This window comes from Hymenobacter siberiensis (genome assembly GCF_018967845.1).
GTDB classification, from domain to species: domain Bacteria; phylum Bacteroidota; class Bacteroidia; order Cytophagales; family Hymenobacteraceae; genus Hymenobacter; species Hymenobacter siberiensis.
In genome coordinates this window covers 3,513,398-3,527,688 of sequence record NZ_JAHLZZ010000001.1, presented here as the reverse complement: position 1 = coordinate 3,527,688, position 14,291 = coordinate 3,513,398, and the positions used below count along the sequence as shown (strand labels likewise).

Here is a 14,291-nt window from a genome sequence, read left to right as displayed (position 1 = left end):
CGATGGCCGCCGGCTCTGCTGCTGCACTTGCGGCGCTGGGCCGGCGGCTTCTTTTTTGGGCGTACTTCGCCCGTCCGTTCAACCAAATCTGTTCTTACCTGCCTTTGCCCTCCAACCCCACTATCCCGAAACAGGCCGTCGTAATCGGGGCCGGCTTTGCCGGACTGGCGGCCGCTACCACCCTGGCCCAGGCCGGCTGGCGCGTCACCCTCCTCGAAAAAAATGAGGGCCCCGGCGGGCGGGCCCGGGTTTTTCACGCCCAGGGCTTCACCTTCGACATGGGCCCGAGCTGGTACTGGATGCCCGACGTGTTTGAGAAGTACTTCGCCCGCTTCGGCCGCAAAGTGACGGATTACTATGAGCTGATACGCCTCGACCCATCATACCAGGTGATTTTTAAGGGGCCCGAGGCCGTGGATATTCCGGCTAAGATGAGCGAGCTGCGGGCGCTGTTCGAGCACTACGAGCCCGGCAGCGCCGCCCGCCTCGACGAGTTCCTGAAGCAGGCGGCGTATAAGTATGAGGTCGGCATCAACCGGCTGGTGTACGCGCCCAGCCGCTCGGTTTTCGAGTTTGCCGACCCGAAATTGCTGGTTGACATGGTGCGGATGGACGTGCTGCAAAGCATGCACAAGCACGTACGCCGTTTTTTCAAAGACCCGCGGCTGTTGGAGCTGGTGGAGTTTCCTATCCTCTTTCTCGGCGCGACTTCGGAAAACACGCCCGCGCTCTACTCGCTGATGAACTACGCCGACCTGGCGTTGGGCACTTGGTACCCCAAAGGCGGCATGCACAAGATTGTGGAAGGCATGGTGCGCCTGGCCGAAGAACTTGGCGTTGAAACCGAATACAACCAGGAAGTGACGGAAATTGTGGTCGAAAACGGCCTCAGCACCGGCGTACGCACGGCCAGCGGCTTTTTTGCGGCCGATGCCGTGGTGGCCGGTGCCGACTACCACCACATCGAGCAACAGGTGCTCAAACCGGAGTTCCGGCACTACGATGCCAAATATTGGGATTCGCGCACCATGGCCCCGTCCAGTCTGTTGTTCTACCTCGGCGTGAACCGCAAGCTCGACAAGCTGCGCCACCACAACCTATTCTTCGACGAGGACCTGACCCAGCACGCCCGCGAGATTTACGAGCAGCCGCAGTGGCCCACGCGGCCGCTCTACTACGCCTCGGTGCCCAGCAAAACAGACCCCACCGTAGCGCCCGAAGGCCAGGAAAACCTGTTCTTGCTCATTCCCGTGGCCCCCGACCTCACCGACGACGAGGCCACCCGCGAGCGCTACTACGACCTGCTGATGGACCGCCTGGAAAAGCATTGCGGCCACCCCATCCGCGAGCATGTGGTGTACAAGCGCAGCTACGCCCACCGCGACTTCATTGCCGACTACCACAGCTTCAAGGGCAACGCCTACGGCCTGGCCAACACCCTCAAGCAAACGGCTATTCTAAAGCCCACGCTCAAGAGTAAAAAAGTAGCAAATTTGTATTTCACCGGCCAGCTCACTGTGCCTGGTCCCGGCGTGCCGCCTTCGCTCATTTCGGGGCAGGTAGTGGCGGGGGAAGTATTGAAAGAGAATTAATAATTGATAATTAAGAATTAAAAATTGAGCTTGCCGGCAGGTTTCTGGTTATTCTTAATTAATAATTCTTAATTCTTAATTCATCAAATGGACCACGTTAAACTCTTTGCCGACACCAGTCTGGCATGTAGCAAGCTCATTACGGGGCGCTACAGCACCTCGTTTACGCTGGGCATTCGCACGCTCGACGAGCGGCTGCACCTGCCGGTGTATGCCGTGTATGGCTTCGTGCGCTGGGCCGATGAAATCGTGGATACTTTTCACGATCACGACAAGGCCGCGCTGCTGGCCGACTTTCGCCGGCAGACCTACGAGGCGCTCGATACCCGCCTGAGCTTCAATCCGGTGTTGCACGCGTTCCAGCACGTAGTGCACCGCTACGGCATCGACCGGGAGTTCATTGAGGCTTTTCTGCACAGCATGGCCCTCGATTTGGAGGACCAGAACTACCATCCCGGCCTGTATCAGGACTATATCTACGGCTCGGCCGAAGTGGTGGGGCTGATGTGCCTGCGCATTTTCTGCGATGGCGATGTGGCCATGTTTGAGCGGCTGCGCGAGCCGGCCCGGCGGCTGGGCTCGGCGTTTCAGAAGGTGAATTTTCTGCGCGATATTCGCTCCGACTACGAGGACCGGGGCCGCGTGTACTTCCCCGGCGTGGTGTACGCCCGCTTCAACGACGCTGCCAAAGCCGAAATTGAAGCTGATATTAAAGCCGATTTTGAGGCGGCCTACGCGGGCATTCAGCAGCTACCGCGCAGTGCCAAGCTGGGCGTGTACCTGGCTTACGTGTACTATCTCAAGCTGTTCTATAAAATTAAAAAGCTGTCGGCGGCCCGTATTCTGAGCGAGCGGGTGCGCGTGCCCGACAACACCAAGCTGCTGTTGCTGCTGGGCTCTTATTTCCGCTACCGACTCTCGCGCATTTGAGGCAATTTTGGGCCTGGCTTTTGCCTGAGAGCATCTGCATTGCGGCCTTACGCCGTAGTTTTGCTGATATGCGAATTCCCGGGTTCTTGTTTCTTGCGCTGGTTTTAGGGGTTGGCTCGTCGTCGTCGGCGGCCGGTTTGCGTAGTATTGCCGGGCGGGCCGCTGCAGTCGTTCGCCCCTTTTTCTTAAACTTCCCCATTCCTCCCGTGTCGTCGTCTCCTTACCATCCCGCCAACTTGCGCCGCCATTACGAGCTGGCGGCCGCCGATAAGTCGGCCGGCGAAAAATTCTACCAGTTACTGGCCGAATACAAAGACCGCGACGGCTTGGTGCTGGCCTATAAAGGTGCATCAGAGGCCATCAGGGCCCGCGATGCCTCAATGTTCAACAAGCTCACCTACGTGCAGGACGCGGCCAAAACGTTCGACCAGGCCGTGAGCATCGACCCGCAAAATCCCGAAATCCGCTTCCTCCGCTTCTCAGTCGAAAGCAACCTGCCCGCCTTCCTGGGCCTGAGCAAGCACGTGGATGAAGACAAGGGGCTGCTGCTCAACGCCGCGCTCAAACACCCCGGCACGGGGCTCGACGCGGAAGCCTTCCGCACGGTGCGCGGCTTCCTGGTGGGGCGTGGGCACGTGAGCGAGGAGGAGGCCCAGCGCCTGAACAAAGTAAAGGAGTAGCCAGCCGGCCTAATCCCTTGTATCACAAGCTTCAGCTTGTGACGAGCATAGCGAGTATTAGCGTTGGCACCGTTCAACAAATACCCCCGCTGCGCGCATAGTACAAGTTTAGGCATTTGCTTCATTTTGGTCCAGGTTGAACGCATATAAATGGAGTCATGGGCCTACATTGTCTCACAGGGTATTTTAGGTTTTAAAAAAGCGTCAGGTCCAAAATAAAAAAGTACCCTGGCAGGCTGGATTCAGTTCTCAAAATTTATATGCGTTCAACCTGATTTTGGTCTAAGGCAAACTGAATTAGGTAAGAATTACGTATTTTCGGCCATCCGGCCTTCTTTACGCAACCTTGCGGGTAGGTTACCGGTTACCGAGGTCCTATGCCGAACCTGTCGCTCAGCGTCCGAATTGACCCTAACTCCGGCTTTTGCTTTGGTGTTATATACGCCATTCAAATGGCCGAAGACCTGCTCGATGAGCAAGGCTACCTCTATTGCCTGGGCGATATCGTGCACAACGATGAAGAGGTGCAACGTCTGGAAGCGCGCGGCCTGCGCATTATCTGCCACGAGCAGCTGGCCGAGCTGCGCGACGAGGCCGTGCTCATCCGGGCCCACGGTGAGCCCCCGGCCACCTACCAGATGGCCCTGGAGAACAACCTGACCTTAATTGATGCCAGCTGTCCGGTGGTGCTCAAGCTGCAAAACCGCATCAAAACCAGCTACGATAAAAAAGAGCAGATTTTCATCTACGGCAAGCACGGCCACGCCGAAGTGCTGGGCCTGCTAGGCCAGACCAGCGGCAACGCCGTCGTTTTCGAAAGCCTCGACGAGCTGCTGAGCCATGAGCTGCCCGAGAATATCACCCTCTACAGCCAGACTACCAAGAGCACCAACAGCTTCTACAATATCAAGAACCAACTGGAAACCCGTGGCTACCAGGTGAATGCCAATGACACCATCTGCCGGCAGGTGAGCAACCGCGACAAGGACCTGCGCCGCTTCGCCGCGCAGTACGACCAGATTGTGTTTGTGTCGGGCACCAAAAGCTCCAACGGCAAGGTGCTCTACCAGGTCTGCAAGGAAACCAATGCGCAAACGCATTTCATCTCCAACTTGGGCGAAATCGACGCGGTCTGGTTTGCGCCGGGGCAGTCGGTGGGCATTTGTGGTGCTACCAGTACCCCCATGTGGCTAATGGAGCAGGTGCGCGACCGGCTGCTGAGCCTGTAGGGCTTTAACGGATTAACCATGCAGATACTGGACTTGCCTTTCGGCGTAACAGATTGGTCGACAGTAGCGGGGGTGGAGCATGCCGGCACTACTGGCGTGGCTACCTGGCGCACCCGGCAGTTTGGCCCGGTGCGGGTGCGCATGGTGGATTATAGCCCCAACTACCTGGCCGACCATTGGTGCCAGAAAGGGCATTTCCTGCTGGTAACGGCCGGCGAGCTACTGACCGAGCTAGCCGATGGCCGCACATTCTCCCTCACGCCGGGCATGAGCTACCAGGTAGCCGACGGTGCCGAGGCGCACCGCAGCCGCAGCCTGGGCGGGGCTTCACTTTTTATTGTCGACTGAATGGAGGCGCTGGCAACATCGGCCCCGGTGGCCGCCCGGCGTGTAGCCCCCACGCCCATTGGCACTACCGGCGCGGTCATTGGAGAGCTGATTCTGGTGCTGTGGGCGGCGCTGCTGGGCTTTCTGCTGGCGTGGTACGAGCCCGACTGGCACTCGCCCGCGCCCTACCTGCTGGCCCTGTTGCAAACGCACCTCTATACGGGCCTGTTCATTACGGCGCACGATGCCATGCACGGCGTAGTGAGCCCCAATAAGCGCCTCAATAACGCGCTGGGTACGCTGGCCGCCGGCTTGTTTGCCTTCAACTGGTTCCCTGGCATGCTGGCGAAGCACCACGCCCATCACCGCCACGTCGGCACCCAGGACGACCCCGATTTTCACGACGGTCGCCACCCTGGTTTCCTGCCCTGGTTCCTGCGCTTCGCCTGGAACTACGTGACCTGGTGGCAGGTGCTGCTGATGGCCGCGACCTACAACGTGCTGAAGCTGTTTTTCCCGCAGGCCAACGTCATCGCCTTCTGGATGATACCGGCGGTGCTGGCTACGCTTCAGCTGTTCTTTTTCGGTACCTACCTGCCGCACCGGGGCGAGCACGCGGTTGATAATCTGCACAAGTCGCGCAGCCAGTTTCGGCACCACCTATGGGCGTTTGTAAGCTGCTATTTCTTTGGTTATCACTACGAACACCACGACCAGCCCTATTTGCCATGGTGGCGGCTGTGGCGGACGAAGAACACGGATTAGCACGGATTTTAGCCGATTTCACGGATTTTGTGGACGGTAACTGTTGACTAAAAAAAGGCTTGCCATTTGGCAAGCCTTTTTTTGATACACAAGACGGCGGGGAACGTTCACAAAATCCGTGAAATCCGCTAAAATCCGTGCTAATCCGTGGTCTAGTGAGTTGGGTTGGTTTTCTTGCAGCAGTCGGGCAGGCGGTTGTAGGCGCGGGCATCGGCGGTGAGCTCGTCGGCATCGTAGCCGGTTTTCTGCACGGCGGTGCGCAGGGCGGCCGGAGTGGTTTTGTCGGCTTTGTACGTCACGGTGAGAACTTTGGTGGGCACGTCGAGCACGGCGCTTTGCACGCCTTTTTCATAGGCGAGGCTCTTTTCGATGCGGGCTTTGCACATGTCGCACACGGCCGAGGTTTTGAACTGGGCCGTGGCGGTGCCGTTAGTGGCGGCTTGTACGGCTGCGGGAACGGTTTGGGCTTGGGTCTGTGCGGTAGAAGTGAGGCTGAGGAGGGCGAAAAACGGGAGGGCGAGGAGGGATTTCATATGCAGGAATGAAGTAAAGTCGGGGTGATGGTCAGCTAACAAAATTGCTGCCGGAAAAATTGGTTATGCGGTGCCAGATAAAGCTTGCCGCACACTGCTATTCAATGCGATAGCGCAGGCCCGCGTAAGTCACGCGGCCATACACTGGCCCCCACACCATGGCGGCATCAAACGTGGGCCCGAAGGGGTTAGCCGCGCCTTCAATGGGGTTGGGCTGGCGGTAGTTGCTGATGTTTTCGACGCCCGCGTACACCTCCAGCCGCTTGAAGGCGCGCGTGAGCTGGGTGTTGAGCAGGGCGTAGCGCGGCGCGGTTTCGGGCGCGTATTCCTGGCCTGTGCCGTGGGCGTGCGTGCTGCCGATATGCGCCACTGGCCGCTGCCCAAACCACTGTACCGTGAAATCGGCCCGCCACTTATCGAAGGCACTGGCGTAGCCCAGGTTAAGGAAAGCGCGGTGGGCCGGGGTGAGGGGCTTGGGCAGCAACACGTTGTCGTAGGTCGTGCGAACGTCGAGGTACTTGTAGGCACCCTTCACCTGCAGACCTTTCAGCGGCTCCACCTGCAGCTCGGCCTGCATGCTGCGGGCGAAGGAGCGGCCGCCGGGCTGCAGGTTATCAAGGGCAATGATATCGGGCGAGGTGTACATATCTGCCACCACCTGGTTCGAGAATTCGGTGTGGTAGTAGTCGAGGATGAAGGTGGCCGGGTGGCCCAGCGCCGTGAAGTACTGCGTGGCGCTACCGCCCATGTTCCAGGCCTTTTCGGGCCGCAGATTGGGGCCGATGATGAACTCGCGGGCGCTGGCCAGCATGGCGGCATTGTCGGCAACGGGGTTGGCCACGCGGAAGCCGCTGCCTGCGGCGGCGCGCAATACCGTGTTTTTCAGCACGTCGTACTTCACGTTGAGGCGGGGCGTAATTTGCCAGCCGTAGAGGTTGTGGCGGTCGGCGCGCAGGCCGGCTACTACGGTCAGGTTGCGGCTGTTCTGGTAGGTGTATTCGGCAAAGGCCCCGGGCACCAGCTCACGGCGCAGGCGGTGCTCGCGGGCCTCGGTTTGGGCGGGCGTTTCGGTGCTGTAGCTACGGCCGGCGGTCAGGCGCTCATCGTAGTTGTCGTAGAGAAAGCTCAGCCCCGTGCGGTAGACGTGGGCCGTATTGCCGAGGGCGCTCTGGAACAGCAGCGTGGCCAGGCCGGTGCGCTGATTTCCATCGTAGGCCCGCGACGTACGGTTGCTGACGAAGTAGGCCGGCAGGCTGGGGTCGTGGTTGGTATGAAGCGTCTGGTAGCCGTAGGAGTAGCGCGAGGTGAAGTCGTGGTCGGTGCCGGTGAGCAGCAGGCCCAGGCTCTGGAAGGGGCGTGCGGGCCAGGTGTAGGACGTTTTGGCGTAGCCGGTGTAGCGGGTAGTGGCCTGCGTGGTGCCATAATTCTGCGTGAATGCGGCTTTGCCCGTATCGCGGAAATCAAGCTGCCCGCCCTGCCGGGTTTCGCGTAGCGCGCCCAGGCCCACCTCGCTCACAATGCCGTGGCCCGAGACGTACTTCCACTTATTGAAGGCGTTGAACTGCGTGGCCAGCGGCAAATCGAGGAAGCCGTCCTTGTTCCGGTCCAGGCGGTTGCCGAGGTGGTCGGTGTGCAGCAGCAGCACCGTGCTCCACTTCGGACTGATGCGGGCCGAGGCGTTCAGATTGACATCGAATTTGCCGAGGTCGTTGGCGTAGGCATTGAACAGCAGCTGGTCCGTCTTTTCCGGCTCTTTCAGCTTCACGTTCACCTGCCCCGAGATAGCCTCGTAGCCATTCACCACTGAGCCCGTGCCCTTAATGATTTCGATGTTCTCAATCCAGGGGCCGGCCAGGTAGCCCAGGCGGTAGGGAGCGGCCAGCCCGCGCAGGGCCGGCTGGTTGTCCACGGTCAGCAGCGAGTAGCTGCCATCGAGCCCGAGCAGCTGAATCTGCTTCGCCCCCGACACGGCATCGGAAGTTGTGACTTCCACCGAGGCGTTGGTTTCGAAGCTTTCGGCCAGGTTGCAGCAGGCCGATTTGGTGAGGTCGCGGCCCGAAATCATCTGCACATTGGCCGGCGTGAGGGACGAGTAGGTCGGGGCGCGGTCCGTCACCACTACTTCGCCCAGTTCGGCCCCAGCGCGCAGGCCCACCCGCAGGTAGGGCGCGCCGGTGGCGGGTACGGCCAGCGTATCCGGCCGGTAGCCCAGGGCCTGCACCACCAGCCGCGAGGTCGCCCGCGCCGGCCGCACCAGCGTAAAGTGTCCGCCCGCGTCCGAAGTGGTGGTGATAACCGGCGCACCGCCATCGGCCGCGTCGTAGAGCCAGCGCAGCACCGCGCCGGGTAGGGGAGTGGCCTTGCCGGCCTCGGTCACTTCGCCGCGCACCGGCGCAATGGCCGACGACTGCGCTGCGGCCTGCCCGGCCGGCAGCAGTACCAGCAACAGGGTCGAAAGCCGCAGATGCGGAATAATGCCGCCGATAAATATCATAATGTCTGGAAGTTAGATGTTTCTGATGAATCAACGCGATAGATGCCGCGACACCTCCCTTCGCCGTCAACGCAGCAAGGGAGTTGCTCAGAAAAAACCTAGACTTCCAACGTGCAGGCGAAGGTCAGCAGCGCCCGGCCCCCGAGGGGCGGGGGCGAGGCATCGGCTGCAAACCAGCGCGGGCCGGCATTGGCTCGCACGGCCCCGGCGGCCGGGGCTACCGGCCCGCCCAGGGGCGGCACGATACCCGTCAGCGCCGGAGCCGGCACCAGAGTTTTGGTGGCCAGCTCGTGCACCGGGCTGCTCAGCTTGTGCTCGAGCTTGCTAAAATCGCAGCAGCCATCCGAGGCTTTGGGGGTGGCCGGGGCCAGCTCGCCTACGCAGCCGCGCAGCTCGGCCCGACCAGCTACGGAAACGGCCACCATGCTCCGGCCGCTCATGCGGCAGGTCAGGCGCTGCACCGTGAGGCCCACCGAGGTGATGAGCACCAGCACGGCCAGCAGAACACTGGCGAGGCGAAGGGACAATGAATGAGGGCGCATAGCTACCCGCAAAGGTACGGTGGGAGCCCGACGACTGGGGCACCGGCTTCGGCTTGTTTATCGTGGCGCGGTCCCGGCACAAGCTGAAGGCGGTGCCCCAAGTCGCCGGGCTTCATCTGTTGCCCATAACCGCCCTGACATTCTGGTAAACACTCTGCAAACGCAGTCCCATAATGCCGGCAGCACCAGTTGAAGTATTCAAAAACTGCATTTAAACGCTCTAAAGGCAGTTTTGCATTTGTGGTAGGAAATGGTAAATCGTGGTTGGTTTTTGAGGGGGTTCCCGTACATTTGCTAATGTCGCCGCTTCTCCACCCGGCCACCCGTGCCCATGAACCTGCTCTCCGGCGAATACGAATGCAAGCTCGACCCGAAGGGGCGGCTGGTATTGCCGGCCAAAGTGAAGGGGAATCTGCCCGAGGAATCGGGCAACCAGCTGGTGCTGGTGCGGGGCTTCGAGCCCTGTCTGGTGCTGTATCCGCGGGCCGCCTGGGGCGTGATTCACGAAAAGGTGATGGCGCTGGACGAGTTCAACGAGGAATACCGGCAGTTTCAGCGCAATTTTTTCCGGGGTATGACCGAGGTAGAGCTCGACAGCATCAGCCGTTTTATGTTGCCGCGCAGCATGTTGCGCTACGCTGGTATTGAGAAGGAGGCCATTATCGTGGGCCTGGGCAACCGCTGCGAAATATGGGACCCGGCCCGCTACGACGAGTTCCTCATCAAGGACCAGCAAAGCTTTAGTAAGCTGGCCCAGAAGTTTTTATCTGTTGAAACCCCGCCGCTCGCCGGCCTGGCCGCATGAGCATGACCGAATACGATAACGACCAGGCCTATCACCGCCCCGTAATGCTGGCCCAGTGCCTGGCCGCCATGGACTTACAGCCTGATGGGCGCTATGTCGACGTGACCTTTGGCGGTGGCGGCCATTCGGCCCGCATCCTCGAAAAACTCACTACCGGCCATCTCTTCAGCTTCGACCAGGACGCCGATGCCGAAGCCGAGGCGGCCAAGCTGGCCCGCCCGCAGTTTACGTTTGTGAAAGCCAACTTCCGGGACTTATTCGCTGAGCTACAGCAGATTGGCGGGCTACCCGTGGATAGCCTGCTGGCCGACCTGGGGGTGAGCTCGCACCAGTTCGACACGCCCGAGCGCGGTTTCTCGACCCGCTTCGACGGCCCGCTGGATATGCGCATGGACCCCGATGGCCCGCTCACGGCCGCCGATATCCTCAACGATTATAAGGAAGCCGACCTGCACCGCATTTTTGGTATGTACGGCGAGGTGACCAACGCCCGTACGCTGGCCGCCACCGTGGGCGCGGCGCGGCGCGGCCGCCGCCTCGAAACCATTGCTGAGCTCAAGCAGGCCATTGTGCCCTGCACGCCGCGCGGCAAGGAAAACAAGTATCTGGCCCAGGTTTTCCAGGCCCTGCGCATCGAGGTTAACCAGGAAATGCAGGCCTTGCAGGAAATGCTGCTGCAAACGGCCGACGTGCTGCGCCCCGGTGGTCGGCTGGTGGTGATGAGCTACCATTCGCTGGAAGACCGACTGGTGAAAAACTTCATCGCGAAGGGTAAATTCTTCGGAACCGTCGATAAAGACTTCTTCGGCAATGAAAGCAAGCCCTTTGAAGCCGTGAACCGCAAACCTGAAGAAGCCGACCCGGCCGAAGTCGCGCTGAATAGCCGCGCCCGAAGTGCTAAATTGCGGGTTGCAATCCGGACAGAGAATTAAAAATTAAAAATGACCAATTAAAAATGGATTCAACCCTAGTCCTGTTGCCCATCAATTTTTAATTTTTAATTGAAGTCAATGGCCGCTAATACGCTCCGTCCCACCGATGCCCCGCGCCGCGCAAACGTGCCGCGTCCGGTAGCCGCGCCCGAGCCGGAGGAAGCCCCCGCGCCCCCCGTGGCCGAATACGTGGCCCCCGCGCCGGAGCCTGCCCCGGCCCCCGCTGCCCCAAAGCGTGAGAAGCCTCGCCGCGAGCCTGCTACCGAAATAGCCCCGCGCAGCTCATGGAGCCTGTTTTCGCTGCTCGACCGCGCCACGAGCGTGGACGGCCTGTTTCGGGAAGGCTTGCCCGTACGCTTCCTGCCGCATCTGCTGTTTGTGATGCTGCTGGTGCTGCTCTACATCGGCAACACGCACTACGGCAACCGCATGAACCGCAACATTCAGCGCCTCAAACAGGAAACTGAAGACCTGCGGGCCGACTACACTACCCTGAAATCGGATTACATGGAGGCCAGCAAGCAAAGCGAGGTGGCCCGCAAAGTGGCCGCCATCGGGCTGGTCGAAAGCTCGTCGCCGCCTTTCCGCATCACGGTTCCGGCCGGCCATCTCGACGCCGCCGAATTGGAGCTGATGCCCGTGCTCACGGCCGATACGCTGGCCGCCCGCGCCGCCCGCGACTCCACCGCCGCCCTGCGCGCCGACCAGCTGGCCGGCCGCCGCCGTCCGGTCGATGGCAGCGACGAGGATAGTGGTCCCGAAATCATTGCTCCGCCCCAGGCGCTGGACGGCGACTCGGTGCCGACCCTGGTAGCAGCGCCGCAAGCTTCGCACCGTGCTGTCATTAATAAGCCCGACCATAAGAATAAGGCACAAAAAAGCACAAGCTCGCACAAGAAACAATCGGCAGATAAGCAGGCCGTTAAAGCCCGTAACCGATGAAAGGTAGCGTTAAGAAGTCGATAGTTACGCGGGTGCGGCTGGCTTTTTTGGGGGTGGCCGTGTTTTCGTGCGCCATTTTCTGGAAGGCAACCAAAATTCAGTTTCAGGAGGGGGCCAAGTGGCGCGCTCTGGAGCAGGAGCGGCGCATCAGCTACCAGTCGGTGCCAGCCACGCGGGGTAATATTTACTCCGATAATGAGAGTATTATGGCGACTTCGCTGCCATTTTACCGCGTGGCCTGGGACCCGGGCGTGGTGGAGGACGGGGTGTTTCGGGCTGGAATTGACTCGTTGGCCTGGCACTTGTCGCATTTTTTCGGCGACCGCAGCGTGCAGGAATATCGCCGCCGGCTGGTGAACGCGCACTCGGCCAGGCAGCGCTACATCCGCCTCAACTCCCGGCAAATCAATTTTCAGGAGAAGAAGCTGATGGCCACCTGGCCGGTATTCCGTGAGCGGCGTAACCGGGGTGGAGCCATTTTTGAGAAGGTGGATAAGCGTTTTCGGCCATTTGGCGGGCTGGCGCAGCGCACCATCGGCTTCGTGAACGAGGACAAGCACGGCGCGGGCCTGGAGTACACCTTTGAGCAGAGCCTGGCCGGGAAGTCGGGCGAGGCGCTGTTTGAGCGTGTGCCCGGCGGCGTGAAGCCGGTGTACGACGGCACTGAAATCAAGCCCCTGCCGGGCTACGACGTGAAAACCACGCTCGACATCAACTTGCAGGACGTGGCCGAAAATGCTCTCTACAAGTCGCTGGTTGATAACAATGCCCAGTATGGCTGCGTGATTCTGATGGAAGTGGCCACCGGTGAAATCAAGGCCGTGGCTAACCTCGGTAAGGCGTCGGACGATACCTATAAGGAGGACTACAACTACGCCTTTGCCGACCAGGGCCGGACCGAGCCGGGCTCCACTTTTAAGCTGGCCTCGATGATGGCGCTGTTTGAGGCGCATCCGGAGCTCACGCTCGACGACATTGTGGACACCGGCAACGGCCGAATGTACGTGGGCGGGGCCGTGAAATCAGACTCGCACGGCTACGGCCGCATCACGGTGCAGCAAGTATTTGAGAAATCGAGTAATATCGGCGTGGCCAAGCTGGTCGATAAATACTTCTCGCGCAACCCCAGTGAGTACACCGATTACCTGAAGAAATTCGGCTTGGATAAGCCGCTGGGTTTCCAGATGACCGGTGAGGCGCTGCCCTACGTGAAGGACACCAAGGACCGCAGCTGGAGCCGCACCTCGCTCACCACCATGAGCATTGGCTACGAGCTGAAGCTGGCCCCGCTGCAAACGCTGGCCCTCTACAACGCCATTGCCAACGGCGGCGTGAAAGTGCAGCCCATGATTGTGCGCGAAATCAAGCAGGCCGACCAGGTGCTGATGCACAACGAAACCAAGGTGCTGAACCCCAAAATCTGCTCGGACGCTACGCTGATTAAGGTGAAGTCGATGATGGAAGGGGTGGTGACGGCCGGTACGGCCCGCAGCATCCGCCCCAAGGACTACAGCATTGCCGGCAAAACCGGCACGGCCTGGAAATTCAAGAACGGGCAGTACACCAAGACGTATTCGACCAGCTTCGTGGGCTATTTCCCGGCCGATAAGCCGAAGTACAGCTGCATCGTGGTGGTGGACTCGCCCCGCAACGGCCGCATCTACGGGGCCGACGTGGCCGCGCCGGTGTTCCGCGAGGTGGCCGACAAGTGCATGGCCCGCGACCTGCTCAGCCAGCGCCCGCTGCTGGCCAAGGCCCGCCTGAACAAGAGCCACGTGCCGCTGGTGCGCGCCGGTATGCAGGACGAACTGGCCCTCGTGTGTCAGCGGCTGGGCCTGGTGGGCAACACCCAGGCCACCGGCGGCGAGGAGTGGGTACGCGGCGCTTCCGACACCGCTTTCCACGCCCGCACTGTGACGTTGGTAGTGAATCCTGTGCGCCCCAACCGCGTGCCGCAGGCCCGGGGCCTGAGCCTGCGCGATGCTCTTTTCCTGCTCGAAAACCGGGGCCTGCACGTGCGGGCCGTGGGCTCGGGCCGGGTGCGTGAGCAGTCGCTGGCCCCGGGCTCGCCCATCAAGCGCGGCGACCTGATTACGCTGAAACTGGAAGAATCCGGCCCCCGCATCGCCGCGCCCGTAGCCCTGCCCGAGCCCGAGCACACCGACCTGGCCGAGAACAAGCTGCTGGTGCCCGTGGATATGGAGCCCGCCAAAGCCCGCCGTTCCTTCTCCGATGGCGAGAAGGCCCACGTGCAGGCCGCCGTGGCTGAACGCTCGGCCGGCGTGAAGCCCAATGCTAAAGCCGGCAAGCCCACGGCCAAGCCCGCCACTGTCTCGCCAGCTGCCCGGCCAGCAGCAACCGGAGGCGCAAAAGCTACCGATAAATCCAAAGATTCCCGCCAGTCCGCTGCGGGCAAAAACCCCAAAAAGCCCGCGCCGGCTAAACCCGCCGTGCGCCGCGCTTGAATCAGTTAAGAGTTAAAGGTCAAGAGTTAAAAGTTGAAAAAATCAAATCAGACAA

At 60.7% G+C, this 14,291-nt stretch carries 13 protein-coding genes; 10 read left to right on the top strand and 3 right to left on the bottom strand.

All coding sequences use genetic code 11. The features are described 5' to 3' along the window. Nucleotides 1–122: 122 nt before the first annotated feature. The 6 genes from KQ661_RS15330 to KQ661_RS15305 all read left to right on the top strand — a co-directional run bounded on the left by KQ661_RS15330 (nt 123) and on the right by KQ661_RS15305 (nt 5,523). The gene (locus tag KQ661_RS15330; protein ID WP_216727991.1) at nt 123–1,592 is read left to right on the top strand and encodes a phytoene desaturase family protein; all 1,470 of its coding nucleotides are present in this window, start codon (nt 123–125) and stop codon (nt 1,590–1,592) included. A gap of 87 nt (nt 1,593–1,679) precedes the next feature. Further along, the gene (locus tag KQ661_RS15325) at nt 1,680–2,522 is read left to right on the top strand and encodes a phytoene/squalene synthase family protein (protein WP_216726395.1); all 843 of its coding nucleotides are present in this window, start codon (nt 1,680–1,682) and stop codon (nt 2,520–2,522) included. A 206-nt stretch (nt 2,523–2,728) separates the two neighbouring features. After that, nucleotides 2,729–3,202, top strand: a complete 474-nt coding sequence (locus tag KQ661_RS15320) for a hypothetical protein (RefSeq protein ID WP_168674043.1) — start codon at nt 2,729–2,731, stop codon at nt 3,200–3,202. Between the two features lie 377 nt (nt 3,203–3,579). Then, entirely contained in the window at nt 3,580–4,431 is an 852-nt protein-coding gene (locus KQ661_RS15315) for a 4-hydroxy-3-methylbut-2-enyl diphosphate reductase (RefSeq protein WP_216689173.1), read from the top strand. 18 nt (nt 4,432–4,449) lie between these two features. Next, nucleotides 4,450–4,779: a DHCW motif cupin fold protein gene (locus KQ661_RS15310; protein ID WP_216689172.1), complete on the top strand. Its 330-nt coding sequence runs from the start codon at nt 4,450–4,452 to the stop codon at nt 4,777–4,779. Next, nucleotides 4,780–5,523: a fatty acid desaturase gene (locus KQ661_RS15305; protein WP_216689171.1), complete on the top strand. Its 744-nt coding sequence runs from the start codon at nt 4,780–4,782 to the stop codon at nt 5,521–5,523. It begins immediately after the preceding gene. A 152-nt stretch (nt 5,524–5,675) separates the two neighbouring features. On the opposite strand, the gene KQ661_RS15300 is transcribed toward KQ661_RS15305, so the two are convergent. The 3 genes from KQ661_RS15300 to KQ661_RS15290 all read right to left on the bottom strand — a co-directional run bounded on the left by KQ661_RS15300 (nt 5,676) and on the right by KQ661_RS15290 (nt 9,077). Continuing rightward, complete coding sequence (locus tag KQ661_RS15300) at nt 5,676–6,056, bottom strand: heavy-metal-associated domain-containing protein (RefSeq protein WP_216727401.1); 381 nt, start codon at nt 6,054–6,056, stop codon at nt 5,676–5,678. Nucleotides 6,057–6,153: 97 nt separating this feature from the next. After that, the gene (locus KQ661_RS15295; protein WP_216727400.1) at nt 6,154–8,550 is read right to left on the bottom strand and encodes a TonB-dependent receptor; all 2,397 of its coding nucleotides are present in this window, start codon (nt 8,548–8,550) and stop codon (nt 6,154–6,156) included. A 98-nt stretch (nt 8,551–8,648) separates the two neighbouring features. Next, nucleotides 8,649–9,077, bottom strand: a complete 429-nt coding sequence (locus KQ661_RS15290; protein WP_216689168.1) for a hypothetical protein — start codon at nt 9,075–9,077, stop codon at nt 8,649–8,651. A 346-nt stretch (nt 9,078–9,423) separates the two neighbouring features. Here KQ661_RS15290 and mraZ point away from each other — a divergent pair, with 346 nt between their 5' ends. From mraZ to KQ661_RS15270, 4 genes are all read left to right on the top strand, one after another. Next, nucleotides 9,424–9,897, top strand: a complete 474-nt coding sequence (gene mraZ / locus KQ661_RS15285; RefSeq protein ID WP_168674036.1) for a division/cell wall cluster transcriptional repressor MraZ — start codon at nt 9,424–9,426, stop codon at nt 9,895–9,897. Nucleotides 9,898–9,899: 2 nt separating this feature from the next. Beyond that, nucleotides 9,900–10,829 carry a 16S rRNA (cytosine(1402)-N(4))-methyltransferase RsmH gene (rsmH, locus tag KQ661_RS15280; protein WP_216690716.1) on the top strand — a complete coding sequence of 310 codons (930 nt, stop codon included), beginning with the start codon at nt 9,900–9,902 and terminating at the stop codon, nt 10,827–10,829. 78 nt (nt 10,830–10,907) lie between these two features. Further along, complete coding sequence (locus KQ661_RS15275; RefSeq protein WP_216726392.1) at nt 10,908–11,771, top strand: FtsL-like putative cell division protein; 864 nt, start codon at nt 10,908–10,910, stop codon at nt 11,769–11,771. Continuing rightward, a complete protein-coding gene (locus KQ661_RS15270) occupies nt 11,768–14,236 on the top strand; it encodes a penicillin-binding protein (RefSeq protein WP_216727399.1) in 2,469 nt (822 codons plus the stop codon). Before KQ661_RS15275 ends, KQ661_RS15270 begins: the two co-directional genes overlap by 4 nt. The last annotated feature ends 55 nt before the right edge of the window (nt 14,237–14,291 follow it).